Below are 21681 nucleotides of genomic sequence, written 5' to 3'. Positions count from 1 at the left end.
GGCATCGCATCGACGAAGGAGGCTGGATGCCCAAGACAACCAAATCCGGAGAGGCCAAGCAGGACGAGTTGCCGAGCACCCTGCAGCGTTCCGACGACAAGGCCCAACGGACGTACGCGAAGGCGCACGACTCCGCCGCCGAGCAGTACGGCGACGAGGAACGGGCGAACCGGGTAGCGTTCAGCGCCCTCAAGCACACGCACGAGAAAGTCGGCGATCACTGGGAGCCCAAGCAGGAGAAGGGACCGTCCGACGCCCAGGCCGAGGGTGGCTACGACACCGACCGGCCGACGGCAGGTGGGGTAGACGCGAACGCATCGAAGAAGCACCTCTATGAGCTCGCAACCCGGCTCGGTGTCGAGGGTCGTTCGTCGATGACCAAGGCCGAGCTGGTGGAGGCGCTGCAGAAGGCGAACGATCGCGAGTCCGCGAGGGCGCTGCGCCGTTGAGGCGGAGCAGGGCCAAGGTCGCTGGTGTTTCGACCGCCCGGCGGTTGGATACGGGCCAACGCGGACGGGTGGCCCACTCGTCGCGATGATCGCGCGCAGGCGCGACGGTGGGAGGTTGCGATGAGGCGATCGAAGATCGTGGCACTCGGGTTGATGGCGGTGTTGCTGCCGGCCAGCGCCTGTGGCGGGGGCAGCCAGCCGGACAACTCCGAGCCGGCGACGTTCGACACCAGCCCCAGCGGCGAACTCAAGGCGTGGGGGTTCGACAACGCAGACGACGTCGGCAAGGCCCGGCTGGACTATGCCAAGTCCAAGCTGGGCCAGGTGACGATCTCACTGGATGCCACCGGCTTCGACGCGCAGAAGTTCACCACCCGGCTGGCCAGCGGCGACGTGCCCGACGTCGTCCAGATGGATCGCCAGTTCGTGGCTACCTATGCGGCGCAGGATCTGATCATGCCGGTCGACGCGTGCTTCAGTGCCTGGAAGATGGACCCCAAGACACAGTTCTATCCAGCGGTCACGGCCGACGTCAGCTATCAGGACAAGATCTGGGCCGTGCCTCAGTTCTTCCAGCCGGCAGCGGTGATGCTGAACCAGCGCGTGCTCGATGCCGAGGGAGTGCAGCCGTCCGAGATCGACACGTCCAAGCCCGATGAGCTGATCGCGACCGCCAAGAAGTTGTCGACCGCCGATGGCGGCAAGCCGACCCGCCTCGGATTCGACGCGGTGCCGACCGGGCAGGGTCCGCTGTGGCTGCTGAGCTACGGCGGACGGCTGGTCGACGATCAGGGCAAGCCAGCACTGGATGATCCGAACAACGCCAAGGCGATCGCCTTTTTGAAGAAGCTGGCCGACGCTCAGGGCGGCTACGCGAAGGTGAAGAGCTTCTCGGACTCCTTCGACTTCTTCGGCAAGAACAACCAGTTCGTCTCCGATCAGGTGGCCGCCCAGGTCGACGCCCAGTGGTACGTCAACGTGCTGAGCCCGTACGTGAAGCAGGTGAAGCTGGGTGCGGTGCCCTTCAAGGACCAGAACGGGCAGCCGTTCGCCGTCACCGGCGGAAGCGCCTTCGTGATTCCGGTCAAGGCGAAGAATCCGGACGCCGCCTGCGCCTGGATGATCAACCTGGTGACCGATGAGGCCTGGATGGCGGCGGCGGACGCTCGTGCCGCGACCTTGAAGAAGACGCCGGGCGCGATCAATACCGGGCTGTTCACCGGCTCGCCGTCGGCCGACAAGGCGATCAAGGAGAAGTACGTCACCGGTAGCGGCAACGCCGGGTTCGACCAGACCATCCAGACGTTCTACGAGGTGGTCGGCAACGGCAAGTCGCTCGGCGCCTCGCCGGCCGGCCAGACCATCCAGAGCGAGTTGAACAACGCCATCGTCGCCGCCCTGCTCGGCCAGAAGACGCCCGAGCAGGCACTGGCGGATGCCCAGGCCGCGGCGATGCGGGCGTACGACAAGATCGCCGGCTAGCACCGACGCCGAGATGTCAACCGCTCACCATCGAAGACGGTGCCGAGCGGCTGACATCTCGGTTCGGTGGGAGATCAGCCCTTGCGCCCTTGAGTGGCCACGCCCTCGATGAAGTAGCGCTGACCGAAGGCGAACAGGGCCAGCATCGGCAGCGTGACGAGCAGAGCAGCGACCATCACGTACTGGTAGTCGCCTTGCCCGCCGGCGGTCGGGCTGTATTTGGTCATCGCGTACGAGATGCCGAGCGGAACGGTGAAGCCTTCGACCGACCCGGCGTTCAGATAGATCAAGGCGGCCTGCAAGCTGTTCCAGCTGGCCTGGAACTCGAACAGGAAGATGATCACCAGGGACGGGATCGACAGCGGCAGCGCGACTCTGGTGAACATGGCCAGATAGCTTGCACCGTCCACCCGGGCCGCCTCGAACAGCTCGCGTGGCAGGCCGAGGAAGAACTGCCGCTGGAGGAAGATGTAGAAGGCCGAGCCGAACAGATTGGCGCCGAACAGCGGCACCCAGGTGCCGACCAGTCCGAGCTTCAGCCAGATCAGGTACTGCGGCACCATCGTCACCGCGCCGGGCAGCATCATCGTGGCCAGCACGAGCCCGAACAGCAGATTGCGTGCCGGGAAACGGAAGTAGGCGAATCCGAAGGCCACCAGGGCGCTGGAGATCACCACGAAACCGGCGGCCAGGACTGCAATCGCGATGCTGTTCAGTGCCCAGCTGAGCAGCGGTAGCTGGTCCCAGACTCCCGCGTAGTTCTGAGGTGAGAAGGTCTGCGGGATCAGCCGGTTGTCGAACACCTCGCCCCGAGGCTTCAGGCTGGCCGCCAGCAGCCACACCAGTGGATAGACGAAAACCGCCGACAACACGATCAGCAGGGCCCAGATGACCACGGTCCCCGGCCGACGCCACCACGAGCCTCCGGCGCGGTGTCGTGAGCCGGGTGAGCGACGGGCGCTGGTGCGCGGGCCGGTGACGTCGGCGAGGCCCGCCGTCTGGGCCGCCGAGGACGCGCTCGCGTTGGACATCAGTGCTCACCTTCGTAGTAGACGAAGCGATTGCCCACCCGCACCTGGACCAGGCTGATGCCCAAGATGATCACGAACAGCAGCCATGCCATCGCCGACGCGAAGCCGAGGTCGAATTCGCGGAAGGCCTGGATGTAGATGTAGACCCCGTAGAACAGCGAGGCATCCGGGGAGGCGTTGTTCTGGTCCCGCCAGAACAACAGATAAGCCTGGTCGAAGATCTGAAAGGCCGCGATCGTGAGCACCAGTACGTTGAAGAACACGGCGCTGCTGATCATCGGCAAGGTCACGTTGCGGAAGCGGCGGACGGCGCCGGCACCGTCCAGCTCGGCCACCTCGTACAGCTCACGAGGGACGTTCTTCAGCGCGGCGAGGAAGATCACCATCGTCCCGCTGACACCCCACAGGGTCATCAGCACGATCGAGGGCTTGACCCACGCCGGGTCGATCAGCCATTGCGGGCCTTCGATGCCGAAGACGGCGAGGAAGGAGTTGACGGCGCCGGTGTTGCCGTTGAGCAGCAACAGGAAGACGGATGCGGTGGCGACCGCGGGAGTCATCTTGGGCAGATAGAAGATCGTCCGGAAGGCGCCGGCGCCGCGGCCGACACGGTTCAGCAACAGGGCGAGCGCCAGCGCGACCACCACCTCCAAGGGGACGGCCATCACCGCATAGAACAAGGTGTTCTTCAGCGAAACCGCGACCTTGGGGTCCTCGAAGAGATTGGCGTAGTTCGACCAGCCGGCCGGCCGGATCCGGTTGTTCGCCAGGTTGTAGTGACTGAACGAGATCACCAGGCTGTACACCATCGCACCCAGCGTGAAGACGACAAATCCGACGATCCAGGGAGAGATGAACAGGAAGCCCGCGACGGCTTCTCGGGTCGTCGACGACATCCGGCGTCGCGAGCGCGACGACGCCGACCGCGGCTCACCTCCGGCAGCGTCAGTGCCGCTCTTGGACTGCACGGCCGTCATCGGCCGGAGAGCCTTGCCTCGGTACGACCGTTTCGGACCAGCATGGCGTTTCGGACCAGCATGGCGTTTCGGACCAGCATGGGCCTCCTTGTCAACCAGTCGACCGGAGTGCAGCCGTGCCGGTGGCACCGCCGAGGTGGCAGGGTCCGACCGGGGACTCACTCACGAGTTCGTGACTATCCCGTGTGAGGTCGGCCAAACGTCCGAGCCGAGCCTGTTTCCGGTGTGAGAACGGCTCGAGCTGGCTATGGACGCTCCGTGCGGACGCAGAACATTCCGGAGGATCGTCGGTGAGCGGGCTCGTGGTCGTGGGCAGCGGTCCCGCGGCGCTCGCCGCCGCGCAGGCCTATCGGGAGAGCGACGGCGACGGTCCGGTGACGATGATCACCGAGGACGTGCACCCGCCGTACGCGCGTCCACCGTTGACCAAGGACTACCTTCGCGGTGCCGACGAGCTGGACGATCTGTGGCTCCGCGACGATGGCTGGTTCGAGGACAACCTGGTCACGCTGACGACCGGCACCCGGGTGACCGGGATCGACCCGGAGGCACGACGGGTGTCGACCGGCGGTGCCCAGGAGGTCGGATACGCCGACCTCGTGCTCGCGACCGGTTCGAGCCCGCAACCGCTGCCCGTGCCGGGCGGCGATCACCCGGACTTGGTGTATGTCCGCGACCTGGCCAGCGGTCGCCGGCTTCGGCAGATCGCCGAGCAGCCGTCCGGCCGGGTCGTCGTGATCGGTTCCGGCTTCATCGGTTGCGAGGCGGCGGCCAGCTTCGCCACGCAGGGCGTCGAGACGGTGCTGGTGACCGACGAGGACATCCCGCACACACGACGGCTGGGCGCCGAAGCGGGCAAGCGTATCGCCGACTGGCTGCGCACGGACGGCGTCGACCTGCACACCGGCTCGGCGCTGGCCATGATCGAGCGCACCGGGCACCGCTGGGCTCTGCGGTTGGACGACGACACGATGATCGATGCCGCGCACGTCGTCTGTGCCGGTGGGGCCCGGCCCCGGCTGGAACTGGCCGAGACCGCCGGATTGGCGCTGGCGAACGGCGGTGTCGTCGCCGACTCGCTGCTGCGGACCAGCGTTGCGCATATCCGGGTCGCGGGCGACATCGCCTATGCGCGGAACGTGGCCGCCGGGCGCCCGCTTCGCGTCGAGCACTGGGGCGACGCCGAGACCCAGGGCGAGATCGCCGGCGCCGGCGTCGCCGGTCGCCAGCTGCAGTGGGCCAGCGCGCCGGGCTTCTGGTCGACGATCGGCGATCGGACGCTGAAGTACTCCTCCTGGGGAGACGGTTTCGACGACTACGAGGTCCGTGGCGACGACCGCTCGTGGACCGTCTGGTATCGCCAAGGCACACAGCTGGCCGGCGTGCTGAGCTATCGCGACGACGACGCGTACGAACTCGGCCAGGGGCTGCTGGCCGAGCGCGCGCCCTACGCCCAGGCCATCGACGAAGTGGACCGCTGAGCCGGATCGATCAGGCGCCGGCCGATGCCGATCGGATGTGCGCCTCCGCGGCGAGGTGGACCGTCGGCGCTCACGGCTTCAGCATGATCTTGACGGCGCCGTCCGCCTTGCGCTGGAAGATGTCGTACGCGTGTGCAGCCTGCTCCAGCGGGAGCCGGTGGGTGGCGAAGTCGTCGACGCCCAGGGGATCGTCGTCGTTCAGCAGGGGCAGGATCTGATCGATCCACTTCTTGACGTTGGCCTGTCCCATCCGCAGCTGGATCTGCTTGTCGAAGAGGGTCATCATCGGCATCGGGTCTGCCATCCCGCCGTAGACCCCGATCAGCGAGATCGTCCCGCCGCGACGAACGATGTCGACTGCCGCGTAGAGGGCGGCGAGCCGATCGATCCCCGCCTTGCTGATCAGCGGTGCGGCGATCGCGTCCGGAAGGTGCGCCGCCACCCGCTGGACGAACGCTGCTCCGGGCGAGCCGTGCGCCTCCATTCCCACCGCGTCGATCACCGCATCGGGGCCGCGCCCGCCGGTTCGTTCCCGGATGACGTCGCCGATGTCGTCAGCGTGATCGTTCAGGTCGATCACGTCGATGCCACGAGCCCGGGCGCGGTCGAGCCGCTCCGGGACGAGATCGACCGCGATCAGCTGGTCGATCGGCTTCTGCTGCGCGATCCGGCAAGACATGTCGCCGATCGGTCCCAGTCCGAGCACGACCAGCGATCCGCCCTCGGGAACGGCCGCGTACTCGACCGCCTGCCAGGCGGTGGGGAGCACGTCGGAGAGATAGACGAAACGGTCGTCCGGCGGGCCTTCCGGAATCTTGATGTGCGTGAACTGCGCCTGCGGCACGCGAAGGTACTCAGCCTGCCCGCCCGGCACGGAGCCGTACAGCTTGGAGTAGCCGAACAGCGCGGCCCCGCTGCCGGCCTCGCGAACCTGCGTCGTCTCGCACTGCGTGTAGAGCTCCCGATCGCACATGAAGCAGTGCCCGCAGGAGATCTGGAACGGCATCACGACCCGGTCGCCGACGGCGAGATCGGTGACGTCCCGCCCGACCTCTTCGACGATCCCCATCGGCTCGTGCCCGAGAATGTCGCCCGGTGTCATGAAGGCACCGAGTGTCTCGTAGAGGTGCAGGTCGGAGCCGCAGATGTTCGTCGACGTGATCTTGACGATGGCGTCGGTTGATTGCTCGATCCTCGGGTCCGGTACGTCCTCGACGCTGACGGTTCGTCGGCCCTGCCAGGTGACTGCTCGCATGAGTTGCTCGTTCTCACCGTGAGGGCTGTCAAACCAGTGAGCTGGTGAACGTGGAGCGGCTCCGGTCACCGATACGGCGGGTGACGGTGACCGGAGCACGCGAGCCCATACCGCTCCAGAGGTGAAACGTCCCAGCTCGCCGTGGGGTCGAGCGGTGAGGTTGCTCCACTGGTGGGCATTGCGGGCCGACGCCCCTCATTCCCCGATGCGGCCGTACCTAAACAGGTGGATTCTCGATCCGGTTCGGTTTGGCTCGGTGTGACCTGCGTACGCTGTACACGTGACGGAAGCTGCGGCGCTCAGCGCGGTGCCTGCGGAGCCGGTCGACGGCAGCGACCCGCTCGCCGGCGTCGATGCGGCCGGTTCCCGGTTGGTCGAGGCTCTGTCCGGACTGGGCTGGCTGCCACCGGCAGAGTGGTGCGTCTGGGTCGACGCCGATCGGCTGGAGCAGGTCGCCGAGATCGTGCGCCAATCGCTGACCGAAGATCTGGCCATCGCGCGGATGCGGTCTGAGACAGCTCGCGAGTCGGCCGCCGCTACCCGCGACCAGGCTGCGGCCGCCCTGCGGCGCGCGTCGGTTGCGCTGGAGCAGAGCACTCGGCTGGCTGCCGCCTATCGAGCGCTGATCGTCGGGGAGACCTCCCGGCAGTCCGAGGACGATCGACCGGGCGCTCGCGAATCCGACCCGACCGCGGACCGGGAATCGATCGGATCGAGCGCCGCCGACCTCGATGGCCGGCGAACGCTCCCACGCCAACTCGCCGAGCTGCGCCTCGAGGTGGCTCAGCTCCAGCGGGCATTGGCCACCCGGACGCTGATCGGCCAGGCGACGGGTGTGGTGATGCAGTCCCTCGGCTGTTCCCCTGACCTGGCCTGGCAGGCGCTCCGGGCGCTGTCCCAGCGCACCAACACGCCCGTTCGTGAGCTGGCAGCCTCGATCGTCAACCAGATCGGGAGCGGTCCGGTTTGCGAGATCGACGCACTCGGACCCCTCGTACGTCAGGCGTCCGGCGGCAGTCGCCCTGCCGCTTCGTCGACGGGCCGGCCGACCCGGGCATGTCCGGAGTCGTGCTGACATCGGTGCGGAGGACTTGCGTCGAGGTTGGCGGCAAGCACTAGGCTGCACCTGTCGAGCGACGTCAAAAAGAGGCGGTACGGTCGGCGCGACACGACGGCGGCGGTGACGTGGCAGAGTCCGATGATTCGCGTTTCGACCGCGGGCAGTTGGCCGAGTTGATGACGCAGTTCAGCGAGGTCGCTGTTGCACTGCGGACGAGTGACAATGATGGGATCGATCCGGAGCGGCTTGTCCGGGTGGCGGCGACAACAGTCGCTCCCGCGGTTTCCTGTGGCCTGACGCTGGTTCGCTCACGACAGCGACCACGCACCCTCGCATCCACCGATCGGCTGACCGACGCCGTCGACGTCATCCAGTACCGGACGGGCGAGGGGCCCTGCCTGTCAGCGTCGGAGGGCGACTCGGTTGCCGTTGTCGACGACCTGGCCGTGGATCCGCGCTGGCCTGCGTTCGGCGCCGCTTGTGCGGCCGAGACGGGTGTGCGCAGTGTGGTCAGCATCGGACTGTCCCTGAGCGGTGAGGACCGCGCGGCCTTGAATCTGTATGCATTCGCCCGGGCAGCTTTCGACGACCTCGACGTCGCGACAGCGTCCATCCTGGGTCCGTACGCCGCGCTCGCCGTCGAAGGGGCGCTACGCCGAGAGGACGAGGTGCAGTTCACGGCCGCCTTGGGCACCAGCCGCCAGATCGGACGCGCGGTAGGCATCGTGATGGCCCGGGAACTGGTGACCGAACAGCAGGCGTTCGCCATGCTGCAGGCGGCCAGCCAACGGCTGAATCGCAAACTGCGCGATGTCGCGGTGGAGGTCGAGCTGACCGGCTCGTTGCCCGCAGGCGGACGGCCCGATCTGCCGACGACACCGGCTGGTGGACCGTCGAGAAGCTCAGTGTGAAGTCAGTCGGTTGCCGCCGATCGTCCTGCTGGACCGACATCGACAACCGGCGTAACGTCGAGTGAGGGGGATCGTGGTGTTGACGGCGCGACACAGGACGGTCCTCGAGAGGTGACGGGCGTCCCCATGGGCGCGGAGTTGAATCCCGGACCGTCGGAGTTCGCTGAACTGACCACCGCCTTCGGCGAGCTGGCCGGCTTGATCGTGCCGCCGGGAGGCACTCTGACGCCGAGCCGGTTGGTGAACGCGGCGCAGCGCGCGGCCCCCAATGTCGAAGGCGCCGCACTGACGGTCTTGCCACCGCGGAGCCGTCCGCGCAGCATTGCGGCGACGGGTGCACTGCCCCGCCGAGCCGACGAGCTCCAGTACTCGATCGGCGAGGGACCGTGCCTGGATGCCGCGGAAGGTGACGACCTCGTCCGGGTGGACGATCTGGCCGCCGATCCGCGCTGGCCGGCATTTGCCACGGCCGTGGTGGCCGAGCTGGGAGTCCGGAGCATCATCAGCGTGCGGCTCCGGCTCGAGTCCGATCTCCGGGCCGCGCTGAACCTCTACGCGACCGTGCCCGGCGCCCTGACCGACGTCGATCGGGTCAACGCTGCCATCTTCGGCTCGTTCGTGGCGCTCGCGCTGGACGCGGAACGGGCGCGCGAGGAAGCGTCGAATCTCCAGCTCGCCCTCCAGACCAATCGGCAGATCGGTATCGCGATCGGCATCTTGATGGGACGGGATCTGATCACCGCCGAGCATGCCTTCCGGGAACTACGCGAGGTGAGTCAGGCGACGAACCGCAAGCTGCGCGACGTGGCCCGGGAGGTGATCGAGACCGGCGAGCTTCCGCACGCGCCGGACCAACGGCCGGGCTGAGCGCCACCGGGACGATGCCGACCCCGTCCGATCGGGACGGTTCGCCGGCGGTGTCGTCGCTTCAGCAGCGTGGCTGCACCGCGGCGGGTTTCGAAACCCGCCGCGCCGGGTACCTGAGCGTGACGGTCGGCCGGCTGCCGCTCCCGGGCAGCGGCCTGCAAGGCATACTGATCAACAGCGAAATCGGGTGCCAGGTGCTCGAAGACCCCTTCCCCGTCGAGGTCGCCGAGCGCGAGCTGGCCACTCGATACAAGACTCCGGGAGACACGGCCGTGCGGCGTGACGTGATCGTAGTCGGTGCATCGGCCGGTGGTGTGGAGAGTCTGCGGGCATTCCTCAGTGGTCTCAGTCCGGACCTGCCCGCGACGGTGCTGATCGTCCTGCACATGCCGGCGACCGGCGTCAGCCTGCTGGCGCGGATCCTGAGTAGGGTCGGCACCATACCCGTCAGCGCCGCCGACGGCCGAGCGGCTCTCGCCCCCGGCACTGCCGTCGTGGCCCCGCCGGACCATCATCTGGTCATCGTGGACGACGAATTCGTCTTGACCCGGGGGCCCCGCGAAAACGGGCACCGACCCGCGGTCGACGTCCTGTTCCGCAGCGCGGCACGCGCCTGCGGGCCTCGGGTGATGGGCGTGATGCTGTCCGGCGCCATGGACGACGGGACCGCCGGCATGATCGCCATCCGTCAACGAGGCGGCCTCGTCCTGGTCCAGGACCCGGCGGAGGCGACCTATCCGAGCATGCCGCGTAGCGTATTGACCCACGTCGGCGCCGACCACGTCGGTTCGGCCGTCGAACTCGGAGCGTTGGTGAGTGACCTGAGCCGTCGCGTCGACGTGGACTCGGCGGCGCCTCAGGAAACCCCGGAGCTGCTCACGGTGGAGGTCGGTGTGGCGGAGTTCGACGAGAGGGCAATGGCAGCCGACGAGCGACCGGGACGCCCCTCCGGCTATGGGTGTCCGACCTGCAACGGTTCGCTGTTCGAGATCGAGGAGGGCGGCCTGCTGCGTTTTCGTTGCCGGGTGGGCCACGCCTGGTCCTCGGTCGGTCTGCTGGTCGAGCAGTCGGAGGCATTGGACAGCGCCCTGTGGATGGCGTTGCGCAGCCTCGAGGAGAAGGCGGCGCTGAGCCGCCAACTGGCCGATCGAGCCGGTGAGCGGCGAAATATGCTGTCTCGACAGCGGTACCTGGAACGTGCCGAGGAGGCAACCCGCGCCGCCAGCGTGGTGCGCCAACTGCTCGAGGAGCCGATGACCACGAATCCGGCGCTCGATCTCGACGAGGAGGACGGATCTCCGGAGGAGCTGCAGCATGAGCGATGACATCGATGCCGCGGTCGGCGAGGAGGTCGAGGGGGTCCAGGCAGATCAGGATCGGTCGCTGAGCGAGGAGACGGTGGCCGCGACCGCCGCCGATCCGGCGTTCGAACGACTGCTGAACTTCCTGAAGGAGAGCAGGGCGTTCGACTTCACCGGCTACAAGCGGCCCAGTCTGGTTCGGAGAGTTCGGTTCCGGATGCGCGAGCTCGGGGTGGACACGGTCGAGGACTATCAAGATCTGCTCCAGCTGCAGCCGACCGAGTTCACCTCCCTCTTCAACACGATCCTGATCAACGTCACGAGCTTCTTCCGGGATGCCGAAGCATGGAACTATCTCGCCGCACAGGTGCTACCCGACCTCGTCCGAAACGTCGACGGTGCCCCGATCCGGGTGTGGAGTGCGGGGTGCGCCGCCGGCCAGGAGCCGTATTCCATCGCGATGCTGCTGTACGAGCTGATCGGCCCGGCATTTCGTGATCGGGTCAAGATCTATGCGACCGACATCGACGAGGAGGCGCTGGACCACGCCCGGCAGGCCGTCTACACCGAGCGGGAGATGCGCGGGCTCCCCGACGACTACCGCGATCGCTACTTCGAATCGTCCGGTGGTCGCTGGGTCTTGTCGCCGGACCTCCGGCGAAACGTCATCTTCGGCCGCAACGACCTCACCCAGGATGCGCCGATCTCCCGGATCGACATCTTGTTGTGTCGCAACACCTTGATGTACTTCAACGCCGAGACCCAGGCCCGGGTGGTGTCCCGGCTGGGCTTTGCGCTCCGTCCCAAGGGCGTGCTCTTCTTGGGCAAGGCCGAAATGCTGCTCAATCACGCGGCGGTGTTCGACCCGATCGACCTCAAACGGCGCTTCTTCCGCAAGACGAAGTCGGAGTCCGTGGAGGCAGCGCTGGCGCCGCCGTGGCGAATCTATGGGCGTGAGGCGTCCACCCTGGACGGGAACCAGGTGCGCGACGAGCTGGTGCTGACCAATCCGGTCGCCCAGTTCGCGGTGGGCGTGGACGGTCGACTCCTGATGGTCAACCATCGAGCCGGCGCGATGTTGGGCATTTCCCAACGTGACGTCGGTCGACCGTTCTCGGAGCTGGAGGTGTCGTACCGGCCGCTGGAGCTGCGCTCGCACCTCGCCGGCGTAGCCGAACGGAAGCAGGCCGTCTCGCTGCGGGAAGTGGAGTGGCGCAAGTCCGCGGGCCAGCCCACCTACCTCGACGTGGAGCTGGTACCGCTGGTCGACGGCACCGGCCAGCTCCTCGGCACGTCCGTGACGCTTACCGATGTCACCCGATTCCGTGAGCTGCAACGGGAGATCGAGACCGCCAACCGGCAGCTCGAGACCGCGTACGAGGAGTTGCAGTCCACCAACGAAGAGCTCGAGACGACGAATGAGGAGCTGCAGAGCACGGTCGAGGAGCTGGAAACGACCAACGAGGAGCTCCAGTCGACCAACGAAGAGCTCGAGACCATGAACGAGGAGCTCCAGTCGGCAAACGACGAGTTGCAGATCACCAACGACCAGCTCAGGGACCGGACGGTCGCGATCACCGAGCTGAACGACTTCATGCAGTCGATCCTCGGCAGCCTGGATGCCGCCGTGATCGTCGTCGACGCGGAACTGCGCGTTCAGGTGTGGACCCGGCAGGCCGAAGAGTTGTGGGGCCTACGCCAGCACGAGACACTCGGGCAGACCATCGCGGGCCTGGACAGCGGATTGCCGATGGATGACCTCATCCCGTGGCTGACAGCGGTGGTGGGCGGTGACCAGACCGGGGTCCACGGTCGGCGGGTGCAAGCCGTCAACCGACGCGGGCGGACGGTGGAACTGCGGGTCACGGTGACCCGGATGGTCGGTGAGAGCCGTACCGTCAGCGGGGCCCTGATCTTGTTCGAGGAGTCCGGCAAAGACGTCGTCGATCGGATCGAGGCCAATCCGGGTACGTGAAGTCCTGGCTGCCCAGGTCCGGCGTCACCACGACGTCAGCGTGCCGTCGACCACGAGTTCGGCGACCGACCTGAGGCGCCGGTTCGAAGCAAAGGCCTGGGCGCGCAGCCGAGTCAGCGCCTCTGCCGGCGTGATCGCCAGGCGCGTCGCGATGATCCCGGTGGCGATGTGAACGACCATCGCCGATGCGGTGAGCTCGTTCGCCGCACTCAGACCGGCCAGGTCGTCGACATCGCCGACGAAGGCGGTGACCGCGGCATCGGCGACGGCCTCGGCCTCCGACCACTCCGACCGCGCGGCGGGCCCTGCGTGCTTTCGATAGAACGTGATCACACCCACGGTACGACGATCGACCTCGACCGGTAGTGCCCAGACGCTGCTCAGTCCGGTCCGTGCCGATGCGCTGACGAAGCCCGGCCACCGGGCGTATCCGGAGCTGAGATCGTCGACCACGATCCGGCGTCGCTGCTGGTACGCCGTCAGCGACGGTCCGTCGCCGATGAGCTGTTGAATCTCCTCGACCGACTCGGTCCAGTCGTCCGAAGCGGCGAGTGGCTGATGAATCGAACCGTCGAAGGCGGTGATGGCGATTCCGGACACGGTCGGTAGTCGCCCCGTTCCCACGTCACACACGGCCTGGGACCAGCCGCGCCAGTGGCCGGTCACACACTCCAGGGCAATCGCTCTCCACAGATCCCGCACCCGGTCGCTGTCGGCAATCCGGCTGCGGGACCAGCCCACTGACGACAGCAACCTGGCCAGCCGCCGATTGGCGTCGGTGATGTCCCTGATCGAGGTGTGTGGCGAGAACTCGAGCCGGCGGTCGGCGGTCTGCGCCGGCTCGGTCGCGGCTGCTGCCTCGCGGTGGATGGCTTCCGGTGCGAGTTGCTCGACCGCTGGGTCGCCGTCCGGCGCGGCGGAGAGGTCTTCGGCGGCGCGCGCGTGCTGCTGGGCAATCCGACGGAGTCGCTCGGCACGCTCGGTCTTTCCCGCCTGGTCCAAGACCCTCGCGGCCGCGTCGTGTCGATCGGCGGCGGCCAGGTGGCTCGCCACCAGTCGCCGCCGAGCGCGCTCGGTCTCGCCGCGCTGGGCCTCGGCCCACGCGCGGGCCTCCAACAGATGTTCGATCGAGATCGGCCCGCCCGCGCTCAGCTGCCCAGCACGCTCCCGCAGGGCCGCCAACCTCGCGGCGGCCGATGTCGCCCGGTCGGCGGCAGCAACTGCAGCTTGGACGGTCATCTGGTCAGCCTGTCCACACGCGCCCCGCGATCGGCATGGCTCGATGGCCGACCGGCGGGCAGCAGCTTGGCGCCCATGGGTCGAGCCTTGCTCGCGATCGAGCATCGGTCAAGCTCGGGGCCGAGCTTCCGGCCTGGCACCCGGCGCCTGAGATCGACCAGGGGTGACGCGCGCTGCTGCCCACGTGGCGGCAATACCCGGAAGACCGTCACGACACTCACGCTGGACGGCCCTCGCTTGCAGCGATCGTGCTCTCGGTCCGGAGGACGCGACGGGTGATTGAGCTGCCGCTCGGACGGGTAGATATTCCGGCACCGCCGAGTGGGCGGGCGCTCCGGAGAGGAACCGCACGTGCGCGTCAGCGTGATCTCGGTGGTGATGGCCGCGGCGTGGGTCATCGCAGCCGCCACCCGCACCGTAGGCACGTCGGCTCGCGGCGCCGGAGGGAGGCGGTGAGCATCCCGGGAACCGCCCGCCGATCGACCGTGCCGGCGCTACGACTCACGACCCGGCAGGTGTGGGTGCTGCAGGCCGTCGCCGACGGCCGGCTCGAGTACGACGTCCTCCTCGGTGAGCTGGCCGGCTTCGCCGTCGACGGCTGTCCGGTGGGCTGGACGGTGATCGGGCTCGCCGTCCGCGGGTTGGTGGTGTTCGATCCGCTGCGGCCCGGGCCGCCACGGCTCGCGCGGCGCGGCGCTGCGGTGCTCGGCCGCTGAGCAGGCGATCAACCGGATCGAACTCCGGCCGCGAGCATCGCCGCCGCCGGCCCGATCGGCCGCCGCCCGACGCTGCCTGATCGCCGGCCGACGGGGTATGGGGGCCGTGATCCCTGGTCGATCCCGCCGTCGGAAGGAGCCGAAGATGTCCGGCGCTGGCAATCTGATCGCACTGTTGTGCTGCGCTGTTGTCGTGGTCGTCGCTTCTGTCGTCATCGGCCGGGCGATCAACCGACGGTTCGCGCTCGAGGTCGTCGAGTCGCCGGCCGTGCCACGCCTGCCCGAGTTTGCCATCATCGACTGCGGTGATCAGATCCACTTCGTCCCGGTCCGCGAGGACGGCCATCTGCTCGGACCCGGCCGATGCGACTGTCATCCGTGTCGAACCGCCAACCGGCGCCGCTGCGGGCGCAGGGTCGTCTACGTCGACCATCGGCCGATGCGTCACGCACCTGCGGTATCCCACCGCATGACGCGGCTTTGAGCGCGTTACTCAGCTCGGTTTGGTTCTCGTCGGCTTGAGTGCCGTTGTCTTCCCGACCGGGTTCATCACCCGCGCCGGCGCGGTGTCCTCGCCGCCGGCCGCCTCGTCCTCGGCGAGATCGGTCGAACGCCACGAAGCCGGCGCTTCGGTGGGCGGCACGCCGACCGGCTGGGTCGGCGGCGGCGCGGGCCGGTCGGCCGGGGGACGTGCCGGACGGCGGGGCGGTGGAGCGGGTCGATCCCGCGGGCTGCCGGGCACGGTCGGAGCTGTCATCGTCGGCTCCCCTCGCGGTTGGTTCGGGCGCCGGGTCGGCGCACCTCGCCTTCCGGGTATCCCGCGGCCGGCAAGGGAAACACCACCCACCGAGGGATGGTTGGCGAGCGCCGAAAGGGGTAACTCGGCCCTTCGTGAATCAACCAGCCCAGCAGCAAGAGGTCCCCGGTCTGCAGTCGGAGATGACTCCCGTTCCGGACTGCGGTGAGCAGAGCTACGTCGGCAGCGGAAGGCTCGCCGGGAAGGTGGCCGTGATCACCGGTGCCGACTCCGGGATCGGTCGCGCGGTGGCGATCGCGTACGCGCGCGAAGGGGCCGACGTGTTGATCAGCTATCTCAGCGAGGACAGTGACGCGCGTGAGGTGGCCGACTACGTGGAGCAGGCCGGCAGGCGTGCGGTCCTCGTTCGTGGTGATCTTGCCGACGCCCAGCACTGCCGAGACGTGATCTCGACCGCGATCGATCAGTTCGGACGGATCGACGTCCTGGTCAGCAACGCGGCCTTCCAGATGAACCGGAAGTCACTGCTGGACATCCCCGACGAGGAGTGGGACCGGACTTTCGACACCAACATCCGCGCGATGTTCCATCTCTGCAAGGCGGCGTTGCCCCACCTGACGTCGGGGGCGTCGATCATCGGCAGCTCCTCGGTGAACTCGGACATGCCGTCTCCCGAGCTCGCCCCCTATGCGGCGACCAAGGCCGCGATCGCGAATTTCTGCGCCAGTCTCGCCCAACTGCTCGGCGAGCAGGGCATCCGGGTCAACAGCGTGGCGCCCGGGCCGATCTGGACCCCGCTGATCCCGGCCACCATGCCCGAGGAGAAGGTCGAGAGCTTCGGTTCGAACACACCTCTGGGTCGGGCCGGACAACCGGTCGAACTGGCACCGGTGTACGTGCTGCTGGCCTGTGACGAGGGCAGTTACATCTCGGGCGCCCGGATCGCCGTCACCGGTGGTCGCCCGATGCTCTGACCGACGAGACGACTCGTCGCGAGTCCAGCTGACGACGACAAGGAGAGATGATGAGCGGGATCCTGCGCGGGGCGATCGCCGGAGCGGCCGGCACGACAGCCCTGAACGCCGTGACGTACGCGGACATGGTGGTCCGAGCCCGGCCGGCCAGTTCGACTCCGGAGCAGATAGTGAAGAAGGCGAGCGATGCGGCCAGGATCGACATCCCTGGCCACGGCGACGAGGAACAGAATCGCGTCCAGGGCCTGGGTCCGCTCGTCGGCATCGGGGTGGGGGCGAGCGTCGGCGCGGTCTCCGGGCTGATCCACCACCTGCTGTTGAGCCGCGGCCGGCGACTGCCGTTTCTCCTCGGAGCGCTCCTCGTCGGATCGGCGGCGATGGCGGCGTCCGACCTGCCGATGGCAGCCTCAGGGGTGTCGAATCCCCGGTCTTGGAGCGTCAAGGACTGGCTGAGCGACGCCGTGCCCCACCTGGCCTACGGCCTGGTCACCGAGGCGACCCTCCGGTTGACGGAGAACTAGCGGCGGTTGTCCGGGAGCAGCGGCTCGTTTCGTGCATAGCGCTGTCGGCGGATTACTTCATCGTGACGTAACTTGACGGTGACGGCATCGTGGCTAGACTGCAACCGTGGCAGTGCGCGGGCGAGGGGAAGTTCTCGCCGCTGCTCGGGGAGGCCGGATGGGACTGGCGCGATTGAAGAAGCCGGTCGCGCGAGTCCCGTCCGATCTGGTCCCTTCAGCCGTTCGCGCCTCTCGACGCGTCGGCTTGCCGCGCGGGTCGGCTCGTGACTGATTCGCACGACGACTCGATCCGGCCGGCGGGAGTCGGGGAATCAGCCCTGGACGAGGCGGTGCGGAGCCTCCGGTTGTTGATCTTGGCCGGCGAGAACTACCGTCAAGCGGTGGCGCAGCTGACAGGGCTGGGGGTCACCGAGACGCAGGCGCTGAGCTATCTCGCCATCCACGGTGACCGTGGCCAGACCGACCTGGGTGCCGACCTCGGGATCACGAGCAGTGCATCGACCGCGCTGGTGGACCGGCTGGAACGGCAAGGCGTGGCCGAGCGCTACGCGCACCCGTCCGATCGCCGGCGCCTGGTGGTGCGACTGACCGACCCGGGACGGGACGTCGTGCGGCGGAGCCGCGACTGGCTCGCCGCCGGGTTCAGTGCCGTCGAGCCCGGTGATATGCCAGCGGTGTCACAGATGCTGCGCCAGATTGCGCACGATCTCCGCGCGGAGTCGACCCGGGTGCTCGCCGAGCAGGAGTAGGGCGGACCTGCTCCGGTTCATGGATACCTCGCGACCGGGCCGGGGCAGGGCCTGGGACCGGTAGGCCGGGGCGCAGGAACGCGTTCTCAGCGCGCTCCCTGAGCACGGTCGTACTCGATGGGCCCGGGATCGGGGATCGGCGGGGGCCCTGGCGGATCCGGTGGTGGGGCCGGAGCCGGCACCGGAGGTTCCGGCAGGGGCGGTTCGATATCGGGAGGAAACGGCTCGGGCTGGATCGGTGGGATGGTCATGACCGGGTGCGCTCCTTCGGCTCGGCGGCCTGTCGGGCGCAGCGCACGCAGCAACCCGGTTCCGGGACGTCTCCTTCCGCGCCTACCCGACGGACCCGATCTCAAACTCGCACCGGCTCGGCGCGGCCGGCTTCGGGTCGAGTCGACGGCGCGCCGGGCCGTACACACCCGCCGGCGGCTCAGACCACCCGATCCCACACCCGATGACGTGAGAGGAGCGTCGTGATCTCAGCGATCAGGTCCGCCGGTCGACCGGCGAGGACGACGCCCGGAGCATCGGTCGGGCAGCCGGCGTGTTCGATCAGCGCGTCTGCGTCACCCCAGGCGCCGAGCGCCTTGGCGTGGCGGAATGCCTCGCTGATCATCAGGTCCGTCGCCGGCGACGGGCGGCGACCACCCGCGACGACGATCGCGTCGAACTCGATCGAGCGGGTGGCCAGCAGCGTTCTGGAGACCGGCACCGCGCTGTCGCCCGAGCCGAGCACACCGCCGACGTCGGCGATCACCAGCGGGGTCAGGTCCGCCTCGGCCGCGGCGGCGACCGCGGCCGCCACCTCCGCAGGGTTGCTGTCACCCCCGGCGAGGATGCCGAGCTGGCGACCCGCCACCGGCCACTCGCCGCCGACCTGACTCAGCGCCGGGCTCGGCTCCACCTCGCCCGGCGGCTCGCTGGCCGACGGCGCCTCGACTCCGAGACCGGCGGCGACGGCCGCACACAGTTCGGTGTCGATCTCGGCCAGCGCCTGCAGCTGACGCAGCCGGATCGTCTCCTCGTAGCACTTCGACAGCTCGAAGCTGTACGCCTCGATCAGGTGCTGCTGCTCGACCTCGGTCAGGCTGCGATAGAAGATCCGCGGCTGGCTGAAGTGGTCGGCGAACGATGCGGGCGCTGCCCGAACCTTCTGCGAAGCCGGCAGCGGCTGTGCCACCTCGACGTAGCCGCCGGACGCGGCGTCGGCGGTGAACGGGCAGCCGCCGTCCAGGGAGTTCGGTCGATAGGGCGCGACTCCACCGTGCACCGCGGTCTGGTGCATCCCGTCGCGCAGCATGTCATTCACCGGTGCCTGCGGGCGGTTGATCGGGAGCTGGCCGAAGTTCGGTCCGCCCAGCCGGGTGATCTGGGTGTCGATGTAGGAGAAGAGCCGGCCCGCCAGCAGCGGATCGTCGGTCACGTCGATGCCCGGCACCAGGTTGCCCGGGTGGAACGCCACCTGCTCGGTCTCGGCGAAGTAGTTGATCGGGTTGCCGGTCAGCGTGAGCAGCCCGATCGGCTGCACCGGCGCCAGCTCCTCGGGAACGATCTTGGTCGGGTCGAGCAGGTCGATCCCGGCGTAGGTCTGGTCGGCGGTGTCCTCCAGCACCTGGACGCCGAGTTCCCATTGCGGATAGGCGCCCGCCTCGATCGCGTCGGCGAGATCGCGGCGGTGAAAGTCCGGGTCCATGCCGGAGATCAGCTGGGCCTCCTCCCAGACCAGCGAGTGGACTCCGGCAACCGGCTTCCAGTGCCACTTGACCAACGTCGTGGAGCCGTCGGCAGCGATCAGCCGGAAGGTGTGGATGCCGAACCCCTCCATCGTCCGGTACGACCTCGGGATGCCCCGGTCCGACATGTTCCACATGGTGTGGTGTTGGGCCTCGGTGTGCAGCGAGACGAAGTCCCAGAAGGTGTCGTGGGCGCTCTGCGCCTGGGGGATCTCCCGGTCCGGGTGCGGCTTGGCGGCGTGGACCACGTCGGGGAACTTGATGGCGTCCTGGATGAAGAACACCGGAATGTTGTTGCCGACCAGATCGAAGGTTCCTTCCGCGGTATAGAACTTGACCGCGAAGCCCCTGGTGTCGCGGACCGTGTCCGCGGATCCGCGCGAGCCCAGCACCGTGGAGAAGCGGACGAACACCGGCGTCTCGACGTCCTCGGCCAGGAAACCGGCAAAGGTCAGCGACGAGGCCGACCCGTAGGAGCGGAAGACGCCATGGGCGGCGGCACCGCGGGCGTGCACGACCCGCTCCGGGATGCGCTCGTGATCGAAGTGGGTGATCTTCTCGCGCAGATGATGATCACGCAGCAGGATCGGACCGCGGTCGCCCGCCTTGAGCGAGTGATCGGTGTCCGGCAGCCGAGTTCCCTGCGATGTCGTCAGGTACGCGCCCGACTGGCTCCGCGCCGACTGGGGAACGTCGAGTGGGACGCCGGTGGCCGAGACCGGATCCGGACCACGCTGGTCGTCCTTCGGCGGCAACGGTTCGGTCGGTTCGGTCGGTTCGTCGATCGACGGCGGCACCGGCGAGGGCCGTCCGGGAGCCGATGCGGCTGCGGACTGGGCCTTGGCGGACTTCTTCTGGATCATGAGGGGGACGCCTTCCGATGGTCACGGGCGATTCCGAGCGACGTATCGAGTGCCGCGGCGGAGCCGGAGAAGGCCGTGGCTGGACCTTGTCGGTCAGCTACCCGACGTGCTGGTGCCGAAACACGGTGGCCCGATCGAGCCGGGCACGGACGCGTCCGGTGGAGCCGGAGGAGACCGACCGCACGGCCGCCAGGACTTCGTCGACGCCGATCTCGAGCAGGCCCGGATCGGGCCGCGCCGCGTGCGGGTCTCCGCTGCTGCCGTGCCAGATGGTGCGGTGCGGCCCCCACGCCGGGGGACCCCACAGCGCCGGCGGGGTGGGCCCGAACAGCACGACCGACGGCGTGCGGTATGCCGTGGCGAGATGCGCCGTGCCCGTGTCGCCGCAGACCACCAGGGCGGCCGCCGACACCAGAGCCGCCAGCCCGCCGAGACCCAGTTGTCCCGCCACACTGCGTACCCGCGGGTGCCGAGCCCGAGCGGCGACCCGGTCGGCGAGTCCGCGTTCGGTCGAGCTGCCGGTGATCAGGACCGGAACCCCACCATCGGCCACGGCTGCAGCAACCGCCGCGAACCGGTCGGCGGGCCAGCGTCGCGCAGCCGCCGATGCTCCCGGATGAACGACGATGACGCCGGGCTGGAGGGGTGGCACGGGCGCCGGATCGAGGACGTACTCGAACCGATCGGTGGACAGGCCCGCCCAGCGAGTCAACTCACACCAGCGGTCGATCTCGTGCAGCTCGGCCCGCCACTGCGGCCCGGACAGTGCCGGGTAGCTGGGGTGGCTGTGGCTGAGCAGCTCGGCCGGAGCCAGCCGCAAGGCGGCCTCGATGCTCTCCGGACCGGACCCGTGCAGGTTCACCACCAGGTCCGGCGCTGCCCCGTTGGCGCGGACCGCGTCCAGATCAGGCGTGTCGACGATGGAGTCGACAGCGCCGATCAGGGGCACCAGCGGCGCCAGTTGCACCGGCGCGGCCAGCGTGATCTCCGACTCGGGGAAGCCCCGTCGCAGAGCGCGCAGCGCCGGCACCGCGGTCAGCAGATCCCCGAGCCCGAGCGCTCGGATGACGACGATGCGGTGCCGCCGCCGTGGACGTTCCTTCGCACTCATCAGGGCCACGAGCTCTCGGTGGACGCACAGACCACCAGCTCGCGCAGCTCGCAACCCGCCGGTTGCGACAGCGCGAACACCACCGCGACTCGTCCGTCGACACAGAGGGCAGCCGCGGAGTCATGAAACACGGCATGGAGGCCGGGTACGCGCAACTAGTGGTCCGTCGTTGATTTGATCTGGTGGAGGGTGTCGCGACCTCTGGACACCTTTTGGATGATGTCCTCAG

Annotated in this window: 20 protein-coding genes; 13 read left to right on the top strand and 7 right to left on the bottom strand. The window is 68.4% G+C overall.

What is annotated here, in order from left to right; genetic code table 11:
- Positions 1 to 26 precede the first annotated feature (26 nt).
- Together ABD747_RS13930 and ABD747_RS13925 are read left to right on the top strand one after the other, a co-directional pair.
- Positions 27 to 449 carry a ChaB family protein gene (locus ABD747_RS13930; RefSeq protein ID WP_344805496.1) on the top strand — a complete coding sequence of 141 codons (423 nt, stop codon included), beginning with the start codon at positions 27 to 29 and terminating at the stop codon, positions 447 to 449.
- 120 nt (positions 450 to 569) lie between these two features.
- Positions 570 to 1931: an ABC transporter substrate-binding protein gene (locus ABD747_RS13925; protein ID WP_344805494.1), complete on the top strand. Its 1362-nt coding sequence runs from the start codon at positions 570 to 572 to the stop codon at positions 1929 to 1931.
- Positions 1932 to 2005: 74 nt separating this feature from the next.
- Here ABD747_RS13925 and ABD747_RS13920 read toward each other — a convergent pair whose 3' ends face one another.
- Together ABD747_RS13920 and ABD747_RS13915 are read right to left on the bottom strand one after the other, a co-directional pair.
- Entirely contained in the window at positions 2006 to 2962 is a 957-nt protein-coding gene (locus ABD747_RS13920) for a carbohydrate ABC transporter permease (protein WP_344805492.1), read from the bottom strand.
- Positions 2962 to 3939 carry a carbohydrate ABC transporter permease gene (locus ABD747_RS13915; protein ID WP_344805490.1) on the bottom strand — a complete coding sequence of 326 codons (978 nt, stop codon included), beginning with the start codon at positions 3937 to 3939 and terminating at the stop codon, positions 2962 to 2964. The genes ABD747_RS13920 and ABD747_RS13915 overlap by 1 nt, the downstream gene beginning before the upstream one ends.
- Before the next feature lie 290 nt (positions 3940 to 4229).
- Here ABD747_RS13915 and ABD747_RS13910 point away from each other — a divergent pair, with 290 nt between their 5' ends.
- A complete protein-coding gene (locus ABD747_RS13910) occupies positions 4230 to 5420 on the top strand; it encodes an NAD(P)/FAD-dependent oxidoreductase (protein ID WP_344805488.1) in 1191 nt (396 codons plus the stop codon).
- A gap of 70 nt (positions 5421 to 5490) precedes the next feature.
- On the opposite strand, the gene ABD747_RS13905 is transcribed toward ABD747_RS13910, so the two are convergent.
- Positions 5491 to 6675: a zinc-dependent alcohol dehydrogenase gene (locus tag ABD747_RS13905; protein WP_344805486.1), complete on the bottom strand. Its 1185-nt coding sequence runs from the start codon at positions 6673 to 6675 to the stop codon at positions 5491 to 5493.
- Between the two features lie 280 nt (positions 6676 to 6955).
- Between ABD747_RS13905 and ABD747_RS13900 the strand changes: the two genes are divergently transcribed.
- The 5 genes from ABD747_RS13900 to ABD747_RS13880 all read left to right on the top strand — a co-directional run bounded on the left by ABD747_RS13900 (position 6956) and on the right by ABD747_RS13880 (position 12789).
- Positions 6956 to 7750: an ANTAR domain-containing protein gene (locus tag ABD747_RS13900; RefSeq protein WP_344805484.1), complete on the top strand. Its 795-nt coding sequence runs from the start codon at positions 6956 to 6958 to the stop codon at positions 7748 to 7750.
- 110 nt (positions 7751 to 7860) lie between these two features.
- A complete protein-coding gene (locus tag ABD747_RS13895; protein WP_344805482.1) occupies positions 7861 to 8646 on the top strand; it encodes a GAF and ANTAR domain-containing protein in 786 nt (261 codons plus the stop codon).
- 111 nt (positions 8647 to 8757) lie between these two features.
- The gene (locus tag ABD747_RS13890) at positions 8758 to 9513 is read left to right on the top strand and encodes a GAF and ANTAR domain-containing protein (protein WP_344805480.1); all 756 of its coding nucleotides are present in this window, start codon (positions 8758 to 8760) and stop codon (positions 9511 to 9513) included.
- 119 nt (positions 9514 to 9632) lie between these two features.
- Complete coding sequence (locus ABD747_RS13885) at positions 9633 to 10838, top strand: chemotaxis protein CheB (protein ID WP_344805478.1); 1206 nt, start codon at positions 9633 to 9635, stop codon at positions 10836 to 10838.
- A complete protein-coding gene (locus ABD747_RS13880; protein ID WP_344805476.1) occupies positions 10828 to 12789 on the top strand; it encodes a CheR family methyltransferase in 1962 nt (653 codons plus the stop codon). The genes ABD747_RS13885 and ABD747_RS13880 overlap by 11 nt, the downstream gene beginning before the upstream one ends.
- A 24-nt stretch (positions 12790 to 12813) precedes the next feature.
- Here ABD747_RS13880 and ABD747_RS13875 read toward each other — a convergent pair whose 3' ends face one another.
- The gene (locus ABD747_RS13875) at positions 12814 to 14028 is read right to left on the bottom strand and encodes a GAF and ANTAR domain-containing protein (protein WP_344805474.1); all 1215 of its coding nucleotides are present in this window, start codon (positions 14026 to 14028) and stop codon (positions 12814 to 12816) included.
- 452 nt (positions 14029 to 14480) lie between these two features.
- Between ABD747_RS13875 and ABD747_RS13870 the strand changes: the two genes are divergently transcribed.
- Positions 14481 to 14744, top strand: a complete 264-nt coding sequence (locus ABD747_RS13870; RefSeq protein WP_344805472.1) for a hypothetical protein — start codon at positions 14481 to 14483, stop codon at positions 14742 to 14744.
- Between the two features lie 145 nt (positions 14745 to 14889).
- The gene (locus ABD747_RS13865; RefSeq protein ID WP_344805470.1) at positions 14890 to 15228 is read left to right on the top strand and encodes a hypothetical protein; all 339 of its coding nucleotides are present in this window, start codon (positions 14890 to 14892) and stop codon (positions 15226 to 15228) included.
- Positions 15229 to 15237: 9 nt separating this feature from the next.
- Here the strand turns inward: ABD747_RS13865 and ABD747_RS13860 are convergent, their stop codons facing one another.
- Positions 15238 to 15501 carry a hypothetical protein gene (locus tag ABD747_RS13860; RefSeq protein WP_344805468.1) on the bottom strand — a complete coding sequence of 88 codons (264 nt, stop codon included), beginning with the start codon at positions 15499 to 15501 and terminating at the stop codon, positions 15238 to 15240.
- A 134-nt stretch (positions 15502 to 15635) separates the two neighbouring features.
- On the opposite strand from ABD747_RS13860, the gene ABD747_RS13855 reads away from it, so the two are divergent.
- From ABD747_RS13855 to ABD747_RS13845, 3 genes are all read left to right on the top strand, one after another.
- Complete coding sequence (locus ABD747_RS13855) at positions 15636 to 16475, top strand: SDR family oxidoreductase (RefSeq protein ID WP_344805466.1); 840 nt, start codon at positions 15636 to 15638, stop codon at positions 16473 to 16475.
- A 50-nt stretch (positions 16476 to 16525) separates the two neighbouring features.
- On the top strand, positions 16526 to 16996 hold the full coding sequence (locus ABD747_RS13850; RefSeq protein WP_344805464.1) for a hypothetical protein: 471 nt from the start codon (positions 16526 to 16528) through the stop codon (positions 16994 to 16996).
- Positions 16997 to 17259: 263 nt separating this feature from the next.
- Positions 17260 to 17745: a MarR family winged helix-turn-helix transcriptional regulator gene (locus ABD747_RS13845; RefSeq protein WP_344805462.1), complete on the top strand. Its 486-nt coding sequence runs from the start codon at positions 17260 to 17262 to the stop codon at positions 17743 to 17745.
- A gap of 430 nt (positions 17746 to 18175) precedes the next feature.
- Here ABD747_RS13845 and ABD747_RS13840 read toward each other — a convergent pair whose 3' ends face one another.
- Both ABD747_RS13840 and ABD747_RS13835 read right to left on the bottom strand, forming a co-directional pair.
- Complete coding sequence (locus tag ABD747_RS13840; protein ID WP_344805460.1) at positions 18176 to 20341, bottom strand: catalase; 2166 nt, start codon at positions 20339 to 20341, stop codon at positions 18176 to 18178.
- 97 nt (positions 20342 to 20438) lie between these two features.
- Complete coding sequence (locus ABD747_RS13835) at positions 20439 to 21452, bottom strand: glycosyltransferase family 9 protein (protein WP_344805514.1); 1014 nt, start codon at positions 21450 to 21452, stop codon at positions 20439 to 20441.
- Positions 21453 to 21681: the final 229 nt, after the last annotated feature.

This window comes from Microlunatus ginsengisoli, assembly GCF_039537205.1.
GTDB classification, from domain to species: Bacteria; Actinomycetota; Actinomycetes; order Propionibacteriales; family Propionibacteriaceae; genus Microlunatus; species Microlunatus ginsengisoli.
This window is presented reverse-complemented; position numbering and strand designations above follow the sequence as displayed.

Coding starts and splice junctions, on each gene's coding strand:
- ABD747_RS13930 (WP_344805496.1), top strand. CDS start 27: ATGCCCAAGACAACCAAATCCGGAGAGGCCAAGCAGGACGAGTTGCCG.
- ABD747_RS13925 (WP_344805494.1), top strand. CDS start 570: ATGAGGCGATCGAAGATCGTGGCACTCGGGTTGATGGCGGTGTTGCTG.
- ABD747_RS13920 (WP_344805492.1), bottom strand. CDS start 2,962: ATGTCCAACGCGAGCGCGTCCTCGGCGGCCCAGACGGCGGGCCTCGCC.
- ABD747_RS13915 (WP_344805490.1), bottom strand. CDS start 3,939: ATGACGGCCGTGCAGTCCAAGAGCGGCACTGACGCTGCCGGAGGTGAG.
- ABD747_RS13905 (WP_344805486.1), bottom strand. CDS start 6,675: ATGCGAGCAGTCACCTGGCAGGGCCGACGAACCGTCAGCGTCGAGGAC.
- ABD747_RS13880 (WP_344805476.1), top strand. CDS start 10,828: ATGAGCGATGACATCGATGCCGCGGTCGGCGAGGAGGTCGAGGGGGTC.
- ABD747_RS13875 (WP_344805474.1), bottom strand. CDS start 14,028: ATGACCGTCCAAGCTGCAGTTGCTGCCGCCGACCGGGCGACATCGGCC.
- ABD747_RS13865 (WP_344805470.1), top strand. CDS start 14,890: ATGTCCGGCGCTGGCAATCTGATCGCACTGTTGTGCTGCGCTGTTGTC.
- ABD747_RS13860 (WP_344805468.1), bottom strand. CDS start 15,501: ATGACAGCTCCGACCGTGCCCGGCAGCCCGCGGGATCGACCCGCTCCA.
- ABD747_RS13850 (WP_344805464.1), top strand. CDS start 16,526: ATGAGCGGGATCCTGCGCGGGGCGATCGCCGGAGCGGCCGGCACGACA.
- ABD747_RS13840 (WP_344805460.1), bottom strand. CDS start 20,341: ATGATCCAGAAGAAGTCCGCCAAGGCCCAGTCCGCAGCCGCATCGGCT.
- ABD747_RS13835 (WP_344805514.1), bottom strand. CDS start 21,452: ATGAGTGCGAAGGAACGTCCACGGCGGCGGCACCGCATCGTCGTCATC.